Source organism: Micromonospora chalcea (assembly GCF_002926165.1).
Classification (GTDB): domain Bacteria; phylum Actinomycetota; class Actinomycetes; order Mycobacteriales; family Micromonosporaceae; genus Micromonospora; species Micromonospora chalcea.
Genome location: NZ_MAGP01000160.1, coordinates 14,663 through 32,195 on the forward strand (window position 1 = coordinate 14,663; position 17,533 = coordinate 32,195).

General features: G+C 75.2%; 16 protein-coding genes. 5 read left to right on the forward strand and 11 right to left on the reverse strand.

The features are described 5' to 3' along the window. From moeZ to BAW75_RS33385, 5 genes are all read right to left on the reverse strand, one after another. Positions 1–1,248, reverse strand: a complete 1,248-nt coding sequence (moeZ, locus tag BAW75_RS27915; RefSeq protein WP_176722780.1) for an adenylyltransferase/sulfurtransferase MoeZ — start codon at positions 1,246–1,248, stop codon at positions 1–3. Positions 1,249–1,289: 41 nt separating this feature from the next. Continuing rightward, positions 1,290–2,135 carry a DUF3152 domain-containing protein gene (locus BAW75_RS27920; protein WP_104115501.1) on the reverse strand — a complete coding sequence of 282 codons (846 nt, stop codon included), beginning with the start codon at positions 2,133–2,135 and terminating at the stop codon, positions 1,290–1,292. Between the two features lie 78 nt (positions 2,136–2,213). Then, positions 2,214–3,071: a DUF3152 domain-containing protein gene (locus BAW75_RS27925; protein ID WP_104115502.1), complete on the reverse strand. Its 858-nt coding sequence runs from the start codon at positions 3,069–3,071 to the stop codon at positions 2,214–2,216. Positions 3,072–3,076: 5 nt separating this feature from the next. Then, a complete protein-coding gene (locus tag BAW75_RS27930; protein ID WP_104115503.1) occupies positions 3,077–4,072 on the reverse strand; it encodes an alpha/beta fold hydrolase in 996 nt (331 codons plus the stop codon). A 38-nt stretch (positions 4,073–4,110) separates the two neighbouring features. Next, positions 4,111–7,221 carry a hypothetical protein gene (locus BAW75_RS33385; protein ID WP_104115504.1) on the reverse strand — a complete coding sequence of 1,037 codons (3,111 nt, stop codon included), beginning with the start codon at positions 7,219–7,221 and terminating at the stop codon, positions 4,111–4,113. 149 nt (positions 7,222–7,370) lie between these two features. On the opposite strand from BAW75_RS33385, the gene BAW75_RS27940 reads away from it, so the two are divergent. After that, the gene (locus tag BAW75_RS27940) at positions 7,371–8,009 is read left to right on the forward strand and encodes a TetR/AcrR family transcriptional regulator (RefSeq protein ID WP_030502929.1); all 639 of its coding nucleotides are present in this window, start codon (positions 7,371–7,373) and stop codon (positions 8,007–8,009) included. Positions 8,010–8,074: 65 nt separating this feature from the next. After that, a complete protein-coding gene (locus BAW75_RS27945; RefSeq protein ID WP_030502928.1) occupies positions 8,075–8,302 on the forward strand; it encodes a DUF3107 domain-containing protein in 228 nt (75 codons plus the stop codon). 45 nt (positions 8,303–8,347) lie between these two features. Here the strand turns inward: BAW75_RS27945 and BAW75_RS27950 are convergent, their stop codons facing one another. Further along, positions 8,348–9,034: a ferritin-like fold-containing protein gene (locus BAW75_RS27950; RefSeq protein ID WP_104115505.1), complete on the reverse strand. Its 687-nt coding sequence runs from the start codon at positions 9,032–9,034 to the stop codon at positions 8,348–8,350. A gap of 285 nt (positions 9,035–9,319) precedes the next feature. Here BAW75_RS27950 and BAW75_RS27955 point away from each other — a divergent pair, with 285 nt between their 5' ends. Both BAW75_RS27955 and BAW75_RS27960 read left to right on the forward strand, forming a co-directional pair. Beyond that, on the forward strand, positions 9,320–10,978 hold the full coding sequence (locus BAW75_RS27955; protein WP_104115506.1) for a DEAD/DEAH box helicase: 1,659 nt from the start codon (positions 9,320–9,322) through the stop codon (positions 10,976–10,978). A 183-nt stretch (positions 10,979–11,161) separates the two neighbouring features. After that, positions 11,162–12,310 carry a class I SAM-dependent methyltransferase gene (locus BAW75_RS27960; protein WP_104115507.1) on the forward strand — a complete coding sequence of 383 codons (1,149 nt, stop codon included), beginning with the start codon at positions 11,162–11,164 and terminating at the stop codon, positions 12,308–12,310. Positions 12,311–12,318: 8 nt separating this feature from the next. On the opposite strand, the gene BAW75_RS27965 is transcribed toward BAW75_RS27960, so the two are convergent. Next, entirely contained in the window at positions 12,319–12,747 is a 429-nt protein-coding gene (locus tag BAW75_RS27965) for a hypothetical protein (protein ID WP_069088024.1), read from the reverse strand. Between the two features lie 192 nt (positions 12,748–12,939). On the opposite strand from BAW75_RS27965, the gene BAW75_RS27970 reads away from it, so the two are divergent. Beyond that, positions 12,940–13,359, forward strand: a complete 420-nt coding sequence (locus tag BAW75_RS27970) for a helix-turn-helix domain-containing protein (RefSeq protein WP_043328166.1) — start codon at positions 12,940–12,942, stop codon at positions 13,357–13,359. Between the two features lie 8 nt (positions 13,360–13,367). Here BAW75_RS27970 and BAW75_RS27975 read toward each other — a convergent pair whose 3' ends face one another. The 4 genes from BAW75_RS27975 to BAW75_RS27990 form a co-directional block, all read right to left on the reverse strand. After that, positions 13,368–14,402, reverse strand: a complete 1,035-nt coding sequence (locus BAW75_RS27975) for a hypothetical protein (RefSeq protein ID WP_104115508.1) — start codon at positions 14,400–14,402, stop codon at positions 13,368–13,370. Then, complete coding sequence (locus BAW75_RS27980; protein ID WP_043328162.1) at positions 14,395–14,625, reverse strand: heavy-metal-associated domain-containing protein; 231 nt, start codon at positions 14,623–14,625, stop codon at positions 14,395–14,397. The genes BAW75_RS27975 and BAW75_RS27980 overlap by 8 nt, the downstream gene beginning before the upstream one ends. A gap of 123 nt (positions 14,626–14,748) precedes the next feature. Beyond that, positions 14,749–16,869: a RecQ family ATP-dependent DNA helicase gene (locus BAW75_RS27985; RefSeq protein WP_104115509.1), complete on the reverse strand. Its 2,121-nt coding sequence runs from the start codon at positions 16,867–16,869 to the stop codon at positions 14,749–14,751. A gap of 47 nt (positions 16,870–16,916) precedes the next feature. Continuing rightward, positions 16,917–17,533 (reverse strand): SDR family NAD(P)-dependent oxidoreductase (locus BAW75_RS27990; RefSeq protein WP_104115510.1); only part of this gene is annotated, 617 nt, incomplete at its 5' end.

The window sequence follows — 17,533 nt, forward strand, 5'->3', positions numbered from 1 at the left end:
TCAGTACGACGGCAGGGACGGGTCGATCTGCTTGACCCAGGACAGCACGCCGCCCTGGACGTGCACGGCGTCGTTGAAGCCGGCCGCCTTCAGCGCGGCGAGCGCCTCGGCCGAGCGGACGCCGGACTTGCAGTGCAGCACGATCTGCCGGTCCTGCGGGAACTTCGCCAGCGCCTCGCCGGAGAGGATCTCGCCCTTGGGGATGAGCGTCGAGCCGGGGATGCGGACGATCTCGTACTCGGCGGGCTCGCGCACGTCGACCAGGAAGATGTCCTTGCCGGAGTCCTGCCAGTCCTTCAGCTCCAGCGCGGTGATGGTCGAGTCGACCACCGCCTCCTGCGCCTCGTCGGAGACCGCGCCGCAGAAGTCCTCGTAGTCCTCCATGAGGTCGGTGAGGGTCGGGTTCTCGCCGCAGAGCACGCAGTTCGGGTCCTTGCGGACCTTGATCTTGCGGTAGCTCATCTCCAGGGCGTCGTAGACCATCAGCCGGCCGACGAGCGGCTCACCGATGCCGGCGAGCAGCTTGATCGCCTCGTTGACCTGGATCGACCCGATGGACGCGCAGAGCACGCCGAGCACGCCGCCCTCGGCGCAGGAGGGGACCATGCCGGGCGGCGGCGGCTCCGGGTAGAGGCAGCGGTAGCAGGGCCCGTGCTCGGCCCAGAACACCGACGCCTGGCCGTCGAAGCGGTAGATCGAACCCCAGACGTACGGCTTGCCGAGCAGCACCGCGGCGTCGTTGACCATGTACCGGGTGGCGAAGTTGTCGGTGCCGTCCACGATCAGGTCGTACCGGGAGAAGATGTCCCGGACGTTCTCCCGGTCCAGCGCGGTGTTGTGGATCTCCACGTTGACCAGCGGGTTGATCTCGCGGATCGACGCGGCGGCGGACTCGGCCTTGGAGCGGCCCACGTCGGAGACGCCGTGGATGACCTGGCGCTGCAGGTTCGACTCGTCGACGGTGTCGAAGTCGATGATGCCGAGCGTGCCGACACCGGCCGCGGCCAGGTAGAGCAGGGCCGGCGAGCCGAGGCCGCCGGCGCCGACACAGAGCACCCGGGCGTTCTTCAGCCGCTTCTGCCCCTCGACCCCGACGTCCGGGATGATCAGGTGGCGCGAGTATCGGCGGATCTCGTCTACGGTCAGCTCGGCGGCGGGTTCGACGAGCGGGGGCAACGACACGGTGGACTCCCCGGGATCGGCGGTGTGACCGCGCCATTGTCGCTCGCCCGGACGGGGATCGGCCATGATGAGGGACACTCGGCCCGAACTGCGGGACCGGGAATAACTCAGACCCCGTCGGTGGGCTCGCCGGAGTATCGGGCCCCGTCGACGTACGGCCAGGCGTTCGGCAGGCAGCCGTCCAGCCCGTACGTCTGCTGCTGCATCACCGGGGCGGGCGCGCCGGGCGCCGGGCACGCCTGGTGCAGCTCACCGAACTCGTGCCCGACCTCGTGGTTGATCACGTAGGTCCGGTAGACGTCCAGCGGGGCGCCGTAGTCGGGCACCGCCGTCATCCAGCGGGCCAGGTTGAGCACGACCCGGCCGGGCAGCCGGCAGGAGGTGTACCGGTCGGTGCGCAGTCCGCCCTCGGCGCACATCCGCTCCGAGGTGACGGGGGTGGCGAGGTAGACGGTGAAGTCGGCGGCGGCCGCCTCGGGCACCCGCTGCACCCGCAGTTCCCCCGACGCGATCCAGCTGCGCGGGTCGCCGAGCACCGCGTCCACGGTGGCGGCGAAACCGTCGGCGTCCTGCCCCGTACCGTGCTCGACCTCGACCCGGTAGCGGCGCAGCGGCCCGGCGTGTCCGCGTACCGGGGATCGGCCCTGGGCCACGGCGAACGTGCCGGGGCCGGCGGTGGGGTAGCCGGTCGGCGGCGCGGCCGGGACGTCGGCCTCGGCGGCCCCGCGGGCGAGCGACGGCTCGGCCGCGAGCGACGTCCCGCCGGGCCCGGGGGCGTTCAGCCGGGTGACGCCGACCGCTCCGCTGCCGGCGGCCAGCAGCATCGCCAGCAGCAGCACGGAGCGGCGGCGACGACGGCGCATGCGGCGCACCGTGGGACGCTCGGCCGGGTGACGGGGCGGCGGTCGGCGGCGCGGCTCGGCGTGCATGTCGTAAGGGGACGACGAGGTCATGACACCAGCGTGCCATGCAATTCGGGCATTTAGCTGCTTTTGCCGCCTATGCCGCGAATGTTCTTCACGAACCGGCGGTCACAGGCTCGGCCCGGCGTACCGCTTCCCGCCCACATAGGGCCAGGGGTTCGGGCGGCAGCCGTTGAGGAAGAGCGTCTGCTGCTGCATCACCGGCGCGGCGCGCCCCGCCCGCGGACACCCCTCGTGCCGGTGCCCGAGCTGGTGGCCCACCTCGTGATTGATCACGTAGAGCCGGTAGTCGTCGAGCGTCATCCCGGCGGCGACCAGGTGCGGCGCGGAGGTCCGCCACCGGTCCAGGTTGATCACCACCTTGCCCGGAACCCGGCAGGACGTGTACGGCACCCCGCCCACGCGGATGTCGATCCCGCCCGCGCCGCACAACCGCCGCGCCGTCTCCCGGGTGGCCAGGTAGATCGTGAAGTCGTACCCGCTGCCCGGCCCGACCCGCTGCAACCGCAGCCGGCCCCCGTCCACCCAGCTGCCCGGGCCGGCCAGCGCCCGCTGCACCGCCTCGCCGAAGTCGCGGACCTGCTCGCCGGAGCCGTTCTCGACCGCCACCCGGAACCGCTGCAGCGGCCCGGAGCGGCCCAGCACCCCGCCGGGCCGGTCGTCGTAGCCGAAGCTGCCCCGCCCCTTCGCCGGCCCCGGGTCGGACAGCGTCAGCACCGGCGGCGGCGAGGAACTGGGCGTCACCACCGGCGGCGGGGACACGCTCGGCGGCGTCCGCGTCGGCGCCGGAGGCTGGGCGACGAACCCGTCGGTGACCCGCGTCCCCGCCCCCGCCGACGGAAGTTGCAGCGCCGCGCCGACGCCGACCGCGGCGACGGCGAGGAAGGCGCACACCACGAGGGCGGAGCGCCAGGGACGAGCGGAGGCCCGGGACCGGGCGGTGCGGGGAGGGCGTGAGCTGGGCATCCGGCTCAGCCTGCCATGTCGCGCCCCGTTCCGCTCTCCCCCGCACCGGCGTCCGGCGACGACGGCTCGCCGAGCAGCCCCAGCACCGCCCGCGCCACCGTCCGCGGGACCTCCAACTGCGCCACGTGCCCGACGCCGTCGAGCATCAGCAGCCGGCTGTCCGGGATCACGCGGGCCGCCTGCGGCGCCACCCGGACGTCGACCAGGCGGTCCTGCCTTCCGCCCACCACCAGCGTCGGCGCCCGCACCGCCGCCGCCTGCCGCCACAGCGCGCCCTCCCCCGGCAGGTACGAGCGCAGGAAACTGCCGACCAGCCCCCGGAAGGTACGCACGTACGCGGCGGCGTGGTGCGCTGCCTCGTACCGGACCCGGATCTCGTCGATCGCCTCCTGCCGGCGCTGATCGCTGATCCGGGTCAGGTCCGCGACGCACGCCTCCATCACCTGCTGCGCCGCCACCTCGGGCGTGAACTGGGCCAGCCGCCAGGCGGCCAGCCGCTCACCACGGGGGATCGCCAGCAGCGGAAGCATCCGCCCCTGCAACGAGCGCCGGAAGTCCAGGAACGGCAGGGCCGGCGAGATCAGGGTGAGCGTGCGGACCAGGTCCGGCCGCAGCGCCGCCACCCGGACCGAGATCGCGCCGCCGAGCGAGTTGCCGAACAGGTGCACCGGTCCCCGGTCGGTGTGCTCGATCCAGCGGATCACCCGGTCGGCGAAGGCCGGGATGGTGTAGCGCGGTCCGGGCTCGCTGCGCCCGAAGCCGGGCAGGTCGATCGCCTGGCCGTCGAGCCGGCCGGCGAGCAGGCCGGCCAGGTCGGTCCAGTTCTGCGCGGACCCGCCGAGTCCGTGCACGTACAGTGCCGGTTCCGCGCCGGGCCCGGTCGCCGGGGTGTCCCGGACGTGCACGAGCGTGCCGTCGAGCCGGACGTGCCGGCCGGGCCAGGGCGGCGGGACCTCGTGCGCGGGGAGGCTGTGCTCCGGCCAGAGTGCGGCGCGTTTCATGTCTCCAGTCTTCCCCGCGCGCGCCGTACCGCACACCGTCAGGTGAGCAGTGCCTCCAGCCGCCGGTTCACCGCCGCCAGCGTGGCCCGCACGACCGCCTGCCGGGGATCCCCGGCGACCAGGGCCGAACCGGCCAGTTGCTCCACCCAGCCGTCGCAGACCAGCAGCACGACAACGGTCGCCACCTCGCAGTTGCCGAACGGCACCACCGCGGCGTGCTCCACGAAGCACCGGCCGTGCTCACCGGCCGGGACGCCCCGGCCGAGCAACTCGTCCACCGCCGCGGCCGCCGCCACCGCGCACAGCCGCAGCACGTACCCGTCGACGGCCGGCCCGGTCGCGTGGCCCTCGGCGGTCCGGTCGCCCGCGATCAGGCGGACCTCAGTGGTGGCGTCCAGGCCGAACGTGCTCACCAGGACGTGCTCGATCACCACCCTGGGCCCGGGCGCGCCGCCGGTGTCGAGCGGTCGCGACGGCGCGGTCTCCGTCGTGGTCATCTGCCCACCGGAGTACGAGGTGCCGAGCGTCACCGGGCTGCCGGTGGACATGCCGGTCGGCGCGGCGGCCAGCGACGTCTCGTCGACAGCGGCCCGGCCCCGGTGGGTGGCCTGCCGGCGGCGGCGCGGCGGCTCGTCGCCCTCGGCCGGGGCGTCGGCCGGACGCGCGGCGCGGTCCGTGCCGCCGAACCGCCCTTCGCCGGAGCGGTTCGCGGCCGGGCGCACCACACCGGTACGCGTCGGCGTCTCGTCACCGGCCGGTCCGGGCTCGTCACCGTTGCGGGGCGCGGGCACCGCCGTCCGCGTCTCGTCCGGCATGGCGCGGGCGTGAATCGGCCCGGGCGAACGGCCCTCGCCCGCCCGTGCCTCACCGGCCCGGTCCAGCCGGGCCGATCGGCGGCGCAGTGGGGCCGGCGGCGGCACGACCGGCGCGCCGGGCAGGTTCTGCGGCGCCGCCGCCAGGCCCATCCGTTCCTGGAGCAGCCGGGCCACCAGGCGGCTGACCTCTGCCGGGTCCGCGCCGTCGGCCAGGTCGAGCCGGAGGCTGTGCGCGCCGGCCGGGGTACGGCGCAGCGCCGCGTCCCGTACGCCGGCCACCTCGCGGACCGCGTCCAGGATCGCGTTGACGTCGAAGCCCTCCGGGCGCTCACGCAGCGGCGCGGGTTCGTCGTCCCGGCGCAGGTGGGTGGCGATGCGGGCGAGTTCGGGGGTCTCGGCGGACGGTTCCACTGCGGGCGGCTCCGGCACGACTGGCACGTCCGGCTCGGCGGGGACGCGCTGCGGCAGCACCACTGGGGCCGGTTCCTCCGGTCGGGGCTCGGTGGCCGCGTCGGCGGCCGGCACGGGTTCCGGCGCGGACCGGCGGGCGGCGTAGGGGGGCGCGCTCGCCGGTTGGGGCGCGGAGGTGCGGTCGGTGTGCGCCGCGCCGCTCGTGGCGGGGACGCCGGAGATCGGCCGCGCCGGCACACCGGAGATCGGCCCGGCCGGGACGCCGGACGTCGGCCGGGCCGGCACGCCCGAGATCGGCTGTGCCGGGAGGCCGGAGGCCGGCTGCGCCGGGACTCCGGAGATCGGCCGGGCAGGGGCGGCCGGCGGCTGCCGGGGATCGTCGGCGGTCTCACCGGTGGCCCGGGTCGCGGGGTTGGCGACGGGCGCGGCGGCAGGCGGCGGCCCGGCGGGCGCGGCGGGGTAGCCGGGGAACGTCGGCGTGTACCCGCCGGCCGGGGCGGGTGGGGCGCTCGCCGGCTCGGGACCGGTGGCCGGGTTCACCGGCGGGACCGGCACCGGCGGCCCGGCCCACGAGGGTCGCTCGTACCCGTGCGGCGGCTCGCCGTCGCCCCGGGCCAGCCGGAACGGCCGGGTCGCCTCACGCGCCGGCTCCGGACCGGTGCCCGGCTCGGACTCGTACTGACGCGGCGGTTCCGGCTCGTACGGCCGGGTCGGTTCCGGTCCGGCGGCCGGCTCGGCGCGCAGCGGCTCGTACGGCCGCACCGGCTCGGGCCGGGGCGGCTCGTAGCCGGACGGCGGCTCGACGCGGGCCGGCATGTACGGCCGCACCGGCTCGGGCGCCCACTCGGCCGCGCGCTCGTCGCGGGCCGCCCGGTCGTCCCAGCCCGCACGGTCGTCCCAGCCCGCACGGTCGTCGTGGCCGGCACGGTCGTCGTGGGCCGCGCGGTCGTCGTGGCTGACACGGTCGTCGTGGCTGGCATGGTCGTCATGGGCCGCGCGGTCGTCGCGGGCGGCGCGGCGGCCGGCGGTGTCGTCCTCCCGCTCGCGCCGGTCGGCGGGCTCCGCGGCGCGGCGCGCCGCCGGCTCGTCGGTGCGGGCCCACGGCGGGGCCCAGCCGTCGCCCCAGCTCGGGCGGTTCCAGGACGGTCCGGACCAGTCGGGTTCACCGGCACCCGGGTCGTCCGCGGCGGGCTCCCGGGAGTCGGCGGCGGCCCGGGGCCCGGCGGCGCCCGCCGGTCCGTCCGGCGGACGGACGTCGCCCACGGGCTGCGCGGAACGGCCGGCCGGGTCGGCGGACGGCTCGCCGGGCGCCCGGTCGGCCCAGCCACGGGAGAGCGACGGGGTGGACTCGGTGTTCGGCGCGTGGAAGCCCGGTGGCACCTCGAAGCCGGAGGCGGCGGCGCCGACCGGCGGCACCTGCAGGGCCGGGGGCGCGGAGGCGGGGCCGCTCTCGGCCCAGCGGGGCGCGGCGGCCGGGGCGTCGGCGGCGTGCCGGGAGCCGGCGGCGTCGGCCGGGTTCACCTGCTGCTCGGCCGGGGGCGCCGGTCGCGGGGCCGGTACGGCCAGCCGCTCGCCGTCGCTGGACCGGGGCGGCTCGTCCGCCGGCGGGGCACTGACCGGCGCCTGGCGGGTCACGCGCGACTCCTCCCCGGCGTGGTGCACGCCGTTGACGTGGCGGCCGTTGACCGGTCCCGGCTCCGGTCGGCCGGGTAGCGGAGCCGGCAGGTCACCGTGCCGGGGCGAGGAGGCGGCCCAGCCGCCGAGATCGCCGTAGGGCCAGCCGCCGGGCGCCGGAGCACCACGGGACCAGCCGTTCGGCGGGGGCGCCCAACCGCCGCCGGTACGGGCTGGTTCGTCCTGCCGGCCCGTCCCGTCGCCGTGCTCTCCCGGGGTGGCGGCTCCGGGTTGCCCTGTTTCACTCACCGCGCGCTCCTTGGTCGCCCCCGCTGAGGCTACCGTGTGGTGACAGTGGCGATAAGTTACAGCGGCGGGCCAATTCCGCGACGGGTTCACGAACCCGCACCGGTTCGGGTGATACGTGCCGGCTCGTACGCAGATACTCGGAGGTTCCCATGACCGCAGTGGGGAACGGTGCACAGACCGCCGGTCGGCCCACCCGCCTGCCCCGCTCGGCACGCCGTAAGCAGCTGCTCGCCGCTGCTCAGGAGGTGTTCGTCGCGCAGGGCTACCACGCCGCCGCGATGGACGACATCGCCGAGCGGGCCGGGGTCTCCAAGCCGGTGCTCTACCAACACTTCCCCGGGAAGATGGAGCTCTACCTGGCGCTGCTGGACACGCACTGTGACGCGATAGTGGCAAACGTGCAGGGCGCCATGAGCAGCACCAGCGACAACAAGGAACGGGTCAGCGCCGCGGTCCGCGCGTACTTCGACTTCGTCGACCACGAGAGCGAGGCGTTCCGGCTGGTCTTCGAGTCCGACCTGCGCAACGACCCGGCGGTGCGGCAGCGGGTGGAGCGGGTCGAGCAGGGCTGCATCGCGGCCATCACCGACACGATCATCTCGGACACCGGCGTCAGCCGGTCGCATGCCGAGCTGCTCGCATCGGGCCTGGTCGGCGCCGCCGAGACGGCCGCCCAGTTCTGGCTCGCCGGCGGCCGTCAGGTGCCCAAGGCGGAGGCCGAGGCGCTGGTCGCGGCCCTGTCCTGGCGGGGCATCGCCAGCTTCCCGCTGCAAGGTGAGTCAGCCTGAACATCGGGCCGCCGGATCGGATAGCCTTCCCACGGTGGCTTTTTCGCCCCAGTTGAGGAGGCACAGTGGAGGTCAAGATCGGCGTGCAGTACGCGCCGCGGGAGCTGGTCCTGGAAAGCGCGCAGTCGCCGGCCGAGATCGAGCAGATCGTGACCGACGCCTTCGCCAGGAGCGAGGGCACGCTCTCCCTGACCGACGAGAAGGGCCGGCGCGTGATCGTGCCGGTCGGCAAGGTCGCCTACGTCGAGATCGCCGAGGCGTCGCCTCGCGCGGTCGGGTTCACCGTTCGCTGATTCCCGCGGCGCCGGCCGCCGTGGCGGGCCTCCCGCCACGGCGGCTCAGTTGTTCAGCCCGACCGCCGTCATCCGCGCGGTGTGCGCCTCGGTCAGCCGGCGCAGCAGCCCCGGCACGTCCCCGCCGGTCCGGCCGATCAACGCGCTGAGCGCGCCCCGGTCGGCGGCGGCGACCCGGCCGGCCTGGGACAGCGCCTCCCCGAGCAGCCGCCGGGCCCACATGGAGAGCCGGCCCGCGGCCCGGGGATCGGCCTCGATCGCGGCCCGGATCTCGGCCGCGGCGAACTCGGCGTACCGGGAGTCGTGCAGCACGTCGAGCAGCAGCGTCCGCTCCGGCCCGTCCAGGCCGTCGGCGATCCCGCGCAGGAAGTCGTCGGTGATCGCGTCGCCCACGTACGCCTTCGTCACCGCCTCCGCCCAGTCCCGCGGCTCGGTCGAGTCGTGGTACGCCCGCAGCGCCTCGACGTAGGGGACCATCGCCTCCTCCGGGGTGACGCCCCACGCGGCGAGGCGGTCGGTCAGCCAGCGATAGTGGGCGATCTCCGCGGCGGCCATCTCGCTGAGCGCGGCGCGGCGGCCCAGGTCGGGCGCGAGGCGGGCGTCGGCGGCGAGGCGGTCGAAGGCGAGCAGTTCGCCGTACGCGACGAGCCCGAACAGGTCGATCGCGGCGGAATCGGGGGCGGTGGGACCGGCGGCGGCAGAGCCGGTCGCGGCGGGGTCGGGGGCGGCCACGAGCGCAGGCTACCGGCGCCAACGCTGTGACTCAAGTCACATCGAGCCGCCCCGCGCGCACGGCCACCACCTGGGAATCGGGACGACTCAGGGGCCGTTCAGGTAGGATGAGACAGTTGCCGTGGGCACCGATTCGGTCAGCTTCGCTGATCAAGACCGGTCCCCGACGCGCGTGCGGCCCGGTCCGGCTCGGCGATTCGCCCCCGACCGCGTGGCCCGCGCCACACACCGAACGCGCCCTGAGGACATGAGGGGCGCACCACGAGAGGGCACCCCCACATCCACATGAGCGACCAGATTTCCGGCCAGCCACTGGCCCCCACCGCTCCGGTCCCGCCGGAGGCACCCACGTTCGCCGCGCTCGGCGCGCGGCAGGAGACCGTCGAGGCGCTGGCCGCCGCCGGCATCACCCGCGCCTTCGCCATCCAGGAGTACGCGCTGCCGATCGCGCTGCGCGGCGCCGACCTGATCGGGCAGGCCCCGACCGGCACCGGCAAGACGCTCGGCTTCGGCATCCCGCTGCTGGAGCGCGTGTTCGCCCCGTCCGAGGGCAGCGACGGCGTCCCGCAGGCGCTCGTCGTCGTACCCACCCGTGAGCTGGGCATCCAGGTCGCCAAGGACCTCGACGCCGCCGGTCGCACCCGGGGCGTCCGGGTGCTGCCGATCTACGGCGGCGTGGCGTACGAGCCGCAGATCGAGGCGCTGCGCAGGGGCGTCGAGATCCTGGTCGGCACCCCCGGCCGCCTGCTGGACCTGCAGAAGCAGAAGCACCTGCGGCTCGACCGGGTCCGCGCGCTCGTCCTCGACGAGGCCGACCGCATGCTCGACCTGGGCTTCCTGGACGACGTCGAGAAGATCCTGGCGATGCTGCCGGAGGACCGGCAGACCATGCTGTTCTCGGCCACCATGCCGGACCCGATCGTCGCGCTGTCGCGGCGGTTCCTGCGCCGGCCGGTGACGATCCACGCCGGGCACACCGCCGAGACCGGCCCGTCGCCGCAGACCACGCAGCTCGCGTACCGCACGCACTCGCTGAACAAGGTCGAGATCGTGGCGCGCATCCTCCAGGCGGAGGGCCGTGGCCTGACCATGATCTTCACCCGTACGAAGCGGGCCGCCGACCGGGTCGCCGAGGATCTCGACTTCCGTGGTTTCGCCGTGGCCGCCGTGCACGGCGATCTCGGCCAGGGCGCGCGGGAGCGGGCGCTGCGGGCGTTCCGCGCCGGCAAGATCGACACGCTGGTCGCGACCGACGTGGCGGCCCGGGGCATCGACGTCACCGGCGTCACGCACGTGATCAACTACGACTGCCCCGAGGACCAGGACACCTACACCCACCGCATCGGCCGTACCGGCCGGGCCGGGGCCACGGGTGTCGCGGTGACGTTCGTCGACTGGGACGACATGCCCCGCTGGCGGATCATCGACAAGACGCTCGGGCTGGACATGCCCGAGCCGCCGGAGACGTACCACACCTCCGCGCACCTCTACACCGACCTGGCCATCCCCACCGACGTCAGCGGCACGCTGCCGACCGCCGAACGCACCCGCGCCGGGCTGTCCGCCGAGGTCGAGGAGGACCTGGGTGGCGGCGGCCGGGCACGCCGGGGCGCGCGTCGGGGTGACAGCCGGGGCCGCGAGCGCGGCGACCGTGACCGTGGTGACCGCGGTCGGGGCCGTACCAGCGACGGCGGGGACGCGCCCGCCGGGCAGGCCGAGGCCGGGGACGGCGAGGCGACCCGTACGCCGCGTCGGCGGCGTCGTCGCCGGGCCGGCGAGACGGTGGCCGGCGAGCCGACCGCGGTGATCAGCACCGAGGGCTCGACCGAGACCGCCGCCGCACCGCAGGCCGCGGAGGGTGAGACGGCGAGCAAGCCGCGTCGCCGCCGTCGCCGCCGCAGCGGCAGCACCGGCGCGCCCGCCGAAGCCAGCAACGCCGACTGACGAACACCAACGGAAACGGCCTCCCGGACCCCGGTCCCGGAGGCCGTCCCCGTCCCACGACCGCCGGACCCACGCGGTGATCATGAAGTTGACGGCGCGACACGCCGTGCTCACGTACGGCCAACCTCATGATCAACCAGGCCGGCGGGGTGGGTGGGTGGAGAACTGGAGAGGTAGGTAGGAATGCCGGAAGCGCTGGAATCGGCGCTCGCCGAGGTACGGGCGTTGCTGCTCGCGCCGGGGCTGACCCGGGCGGTGGCCGCCGGGCGGCGTCGTGGGCAGCGTCCCTCGGTGGTACGCGCGGAACTGCGCCCGGTCGCGCTCAAGAGCGGCCCCCGGTTGCAGATCGCCACTTCGGACGGGTCACGGCCGCACACCCGCAACGTGGCGCCGGGAGCCGAGGCCGACGCCGCGGTGGACGAACTGCTCGCCGAGCCGTTCGGCAACTGGCACGTCGAGACCGCCGACGCCACGATCCAGCTCCGGGTGACGAAGTCCGGTGAGGCGCAGGTGCACCGCGCGGCGGCCAGCCGTACCGCCGGCGAGCCGGAGCGGCACGACCGGGCCAAGGAGTGGCTGCTCGACCCGGGTGATCCCCTCTTCCGGGAGATCGGCGGCTCGGCGGCCAAACGCCGGCAGGTCGACGCGCTGGTGCGCGCGCTGGCCGCGACGCTGCCCGACGACCTCACCGGCCCGCTGCGGGTGGTGGACCTGGGCTGCGGCAACGCGTACCTGACCTTCGCCGCCTACCGCTACCTGATGCGGCGCGGCCTGGACGTGACACTCGTCGGCGTGGACGTACGCGAGGACCAGCGCCGCCGCAACACCGAGCTGGCCGAGCGGCTGGGCTGGGCCGACCGGGTCAGCTTCGTGGCCGGCACCATCGCCGAGGCGCCCGTCGAACCGGCGCCGGACCTGGTGCTCGCGCTGCACGCCTGCGACACCGCCACCGACGAGGCGCTGGCCCGGGCGGTGCGCTGGGACGCCCGCTGGGTGCTCGCCGCGCCCTGCTGCCACCACGACCTGGCCGCCCAGCTCCGGGCGCGCCCGGCGCCGGGCCCGTACGAGCTGCTGACCCGGCAGGGCATCCTCCGGGAGCGGTTCGCCGACGTGCTGACCGACGCGCTGCGGGCCGGTCTGCTGCGCCTGCACGGGTACCGCGCCGAGGTGGTGGAGTTCGTCGACTCCCAGCACACGCCGCGCAACCTGCTCATCCGGGCACGCCGGACGGCCGGAGCGCCGACCGACGGGCAGCGCGCCGAGTATCGCGAGCTGGTCGGCCAGTGGGGCGTGACGCCCCGGCTGGAGACGCTGCTGGCGGAGCGGGCCTGAGGGGCGCGCTACCGCCCCCGGTCGCCCCGGTTGCGATCGCCCCGGTCCAGCACAGACACGCGCTCACCACGGTTGGCGGGCCGCTCGCCGTCCTCGGCCGCGGTCGGGAACGGCACCACCTTCCCGCCGAGCTGCTCGGCGTTGCCGGCGGCGGCGAAGGCGTTCCACGAGATGTCCACGAGCATCCGCTTCAGCTCGGCATGCCGGAGGGCGGCGTTGCGCTGCAACGCCATCCGCGCTCCCAACACCACCGAGGCCAGCGTGGTGCAGATCGCGCCGGTCGCGGCGATCAGGTGTACGCCGGTCGCCTCGCCACCGCGTACCGCCAGCACCAGCAGCCAGATCCAGAAGCCGAGAGCGAACAACGCGGCCTTGGCCACGAAGAAGAGGCTCACCGCGCCGGGGCGATGCGGTACGGGACGGTCCGGCTCGGCCATGCTTCTCCTCCATCGATTCTCAGGGTTCACTCAGCCTATTACCCGAAGCGCATTACCCGAAGCAGGCTTCCGCATTCACCGAGTCCCGCCGACGAGATCTCCGGACCGATCAGTCAGTTACTTCTGCGCCCCGGCGTACTAGGCTCGATCGGCAGAGCCGGGCCACCGGCGGGAGGGGCAGATCCGACAGGGATGGGTTCGGCAGACGTTTCGCCGCAGATGGCCTTCGCGCGCTTCGTACGCCGGGCCATCGACGACGCGCGCGAGGAACGCGGCTGGACGGTCACCGATCTGGCCACCCACACCGGAGTCGGCCGCTCGACGGTGTTCCGCTGGCTGGCCGGCGACTGGCAGGACTACCCCGAACTCGCCAAGGTGCGCGGCTTCTGCGCCGCTCTCGACCTGCCCGTGGCGGCCGCGTTCCGCGCGCTGGGCCTGCCCGACGCCGGTCCGGTGCCGCGCCGCCGAGGTGCCGAGGAGGGTCCGGTGGAGGCCGACGTGCGGGTGATCCTGGACCGGCTGGCCGACCCGAGCGTGCCCGCCGAGGAGAAGCACCACATCCGTGATCTGCTCCGCTACCTGGCCCGCCGCCCGGTCCGCCGCGCCGGCTGACCGAGGGCTCAGGCCACTGTCAGCGTGAACTCGGCGGTCCGCACCACGCCGCCGACCTGGAAGTCCAGGAACATCCGGTAGTTGCCCGGCCCCGGCGCGGTCAGCCAGAACGTCACCTCGTCGCCGTCGCGCACCGGCTCCGGGTGTACGTGCAGGTAACCGAGGTCGCCCTCGCGCAGCGCGACCAGGTGCCCGAACGCGCCGAGGTACGGCTGAAGCGGCGCTGCCGCGCCGTCCGCGCCGGTGATCCGGAACCGCAGCGGCACCGAGCGTCCCACCTCCGGGGTGCCCGTGTACGCGGCGGTGAACCCGTCGACGGTGGCCGACGTCGCGGCGGCGGGCAACGGCCGGGGCCGGTACGCGCCGGGCGCGGCCAGGTCGGCGCCGAGCACCACGGCGACCTGGCCACCGTCGTCGGCGACGGCGGTGAAGTCCGCGTACATCCGCCAGGCGCCCGCCTCGATCGGCCCGAGCGGCACCGACCAGGTGCCGTCGGCGGCCATCGTGGGGTGCAGGTGCAGGTAACCGCTCAGGTCACGGCGCACCACGATCACATGCATCGGCTTGTCGTGCACCACGGCGAACCGGGTCACCGCGCGGCGCTTGTCGTCGCGGATCTGGAAGCGCAGCTCACCGACGCGGCCGGCGGTCAGCTCGGCGTTCGACGGGACCAGCGTGTAACCGGCCGAGGTGACGGACAGCCCGGCCGCGCCGTCGCCGCCGCCCTGGGTGACGGTGGCGCCGTCGTGGGAGTGCGCGCCGGTGCCGGGCGCGTGGGCGTGCATGCCGCCGTCGCCCGTGGTGGCCCCGCTCGCCGTGGCTGCGGGCCGCGCCGGGTCGGCGGGCGCGTTCATCCGGCCGAGCCCGAACCCGAGCAGCACGGCGAGCACGAGCCCGCCCACCACCAGGGCCAACCGCAGCGTCTCCCGATCCACCGCGATCGGGCCGCCCGCGGCCACCCCGGCGCGGGGCGGTGTCGCGCCGGCCACGGCGTCGTCGGGGACGACGCCGGTGCCGGACGTGCCGGACGACGACTCAGGCACCGCCGCCGACCAGCTCGTAACCCGCCTCGTCCACGGCGGCACGGACCGACTCGACCGCCAGCGGGGCGTCACTGGTGACGGTGGCGGTGCCACCGGCCAGATCGATCCGGACCTCCTCGACGCCGGGCAGCGCGGACAGCTCCTCGGTCACCGCCCGGACGCAGTGTTCGCAGGTCATCCCGGTCACGGCATACGTCTGGACGACGGGTAGCTGCTCGGTCATGGCCCCACGGTACCGCCGGTCACCTGCGGCTCCGCCGACGGTCCGCCGACGGTGGCGACGCTCGCATTCCGGCCGCGCCGGGAACTTTTCGACGGCCGGGACCTGTCACGCGGACGCGACGGGTCAGGCGGCCACCGCGAGCGCCAGCGGCAGCACGTCCGGCGCGCCGGCCCGGCGCAGCAGCCGCGCCACCATGGCCATGGTCCAGCCCGAGTCGACCAGGTCGTCCACCAGCAGCACCGGCCCGTCCAGCCCCGGCAGCGCGTCGGCCAGCTCGTCCGGCAGGCGGAAGGCGTCGTGCAGCGCGCGTACCCGCTGGGCGCTGTTGCCGCGCGGCCCGCCGGCGGCGGTCGGACCGGCTGGGACGACGTGGCCGAGCAGCGGCAGCCGGCCCACGGCGGCGATCCGCTCGGCCAGCGAGCCCACCAGCAGCGGTCGCGTCCGCGAGCCGACCGCCACCACGCCCACCGGCCGCCGGGGCCACGGGTCGTCGCCGTGCGCCCACGCCTTCAGCACCTCGACCACGGCCGCCACCACGTCGTCGGGCACCGGGCCGTCGGGCGCCTCCGGCCCGACCAGCCCGCGCAGCCGCCCGCCCCACCCCAGGTCGGAGAGGCGTCCCACGGCCCGGCCGGGCAGCGCCTGCTCCGCCGGGGGGATGCGGCCCTTCAGGGGTACGCCGACCGCCTCCAACCCGGTCGGCCAGAGCTTCTTGGGCGGGATCGCGACGCCGGGGCGCCCGAGGAACGTCTGCGCGGCGGTCAGCGCCTCGTCGGAGACGGCTGCCTCGAACAGCGGGCCGGCGCAGTTGTCGCACCGCCCGCAGTCGGCCGCCCCGGTGTCGTCCAGCCCTTCCCGCAGGTAGCACATGCGGCAGCCGGACGTCGAGGCGTACTCCCGCATGGCCCGCTGCTCGGCGGCGCGCGCGTCGGCGACGCGCCGCAACCGGGCCTCGTCGTAGACCCACGGATCGCCGGTGGCGAGCCAGCCGCCGCGCACCCGGCGGACCGCGCCGTCCACGTCGAGCACCTTGAGCATCAGCTCCAGCCGGGCCCGGCGCAGGTCGACCACCGGTTCGAGGGCCTGGGTGGAGATCGGCCGCTCGGTGTCCAGCGCGGCGAGCACGGCGCGGACCTGCTCCTCGGGCGGGAAGGCGAGCGAGGCGAAGTACCGCCAGATGGCCGCGTCCTCCACGCCGGGCAGGAGCAGCACCTCGGCGTGCTCGACTGCCCGGCCGGCGCGGCCGACCTGCTGGTAGTAGGCGATCGGCGAGGGCGGCGCGCCCAGGTGCACCACGAAGCCGAGGTCGGGCTTGTCGAAGCCCATGCCGAGCGCGCTCGTGGCGACCAGCGCCTTGATCTTGTTGTCGAGCAGGTCCTGTTCGGCGGCCCGCCGGTCGGCGTCCTCGGCCTGCCCGGTGTAGGAGGCGACCGACCAGCCCCGGCCGCGCAGGAAGTCGGCCGTCTCGGTGGCCGCCGCGACGGTGAGCGTGTAAATGATCCCCGAGCCGGGGAGCCGGTCCAGGTGGTCGGCCAGCCAGGCCAGGCGGTGCGCCGGGCTCGGCAGGTCGAGTACGCCCAGGCGCAGCGACTCCCGGTCGAGCGTGCCCCGCAGCACCAGCGCGTCACCGAGTTGCTCGGCCACGTCCTGCGTGACCCGGGCGTTGGCGGTGGCGGTGGTGGCGAGCACCGGCGTGCGCTCGGGCAGGTTGGCCAGGAACGTCCGCAGCCGCCGGTAGTCGGGGCGGAAGTCGTGCCCCCAGTCGGATACGCAGTGCGCCTCGTCCACCACCAGCAGCCCGGTGGTGGCGGCGAGCTTCGGCAGTACGCCGTCGCGGAAGTCCGGGTTGTTCAGCCGCTCCGGGCTGATCAGCAGCACGTCGACCGCCCCGGCGTGGATCTCGGCGGTGATCTCGTCCCACTCGTCCAGGTTCGCCGAGTTGATGGTGCGGGCCCGGATGCCGGCGCGGGCCGCCGACTCGACCTGGTTGCGCATCAGCGCCAGCAGCGGCGAGACGATCACCGTCGGCCCGTGCCGGTTGCCCTCGCGCAGCAGCGCTGTGGCCACGAAGTAGACGGCCGACTTGCCCCAGCCGGTGCGCTGCACGCAGAGCACCCGCCGCCGGTCGACCACGAGCGCCTCGATGGCCCGCCACTGGTCCTCGCGCAGCCGGGCGTGGTCACCCGCCAGCCGCCGCAGCACCGCTTCGGCGCGTTCCCGTACGGCCGTCCGATCCTGGCTCATCCGGCATTTCTACCAGGGGTGGCGGGGGCCGCCGTCCCTTCCGCGTGTCAGCGGCCGAGTACGGAACCGCCGTTGACGCCGAGCACCTGCCCGGTGACGTACCCGGCGGACGGGCCGACCAGGTAGCTGACCGCCGCCGCGATGTCGTCCGGCACACCGGCCCGGCCGACGAGCGTGGCGGCGACGCGCTTGGCGTGCCCCTCGGGCGTCATCCGGTCGCCGAAGAACTCGGTCTCGGCCACGTAGCCAGGGCTGACCACGTTCACGGTGATCTGGTCCGGGCCGAGTTGGGCGGCCAGGTCGTACGCCCAGCCGTGCAGCGCGGCCTTCGCTGCCGAGTACGGCCCGCCGCCGCCGCGCTGCGCGGCGATCGAGCTGAGCAGGACAACCCGGCCGCCGGGGCGGCGCAGGGCGGGCAGCAGCGCCTCGGTGAGCAGTACGGCGGTGAGCACGTTGGCGTCCAGGTTGGCCCGCCACCAGTCCGCCACCCCGTCGAGCGAGTCGGTGGACCCGCCCAGGAATCCACCGGCGTTGTTGACGACGGCGTCCACGGCGCGCTCACCCACGGCGTCCACGACCGCGCCGACCTGCCCCGGATCGGTCAGGTCGGCGCGGTCGTGGACGCCGTGGGTGAGCGCGCCGTGGACGCCGTCGTCAACAACGC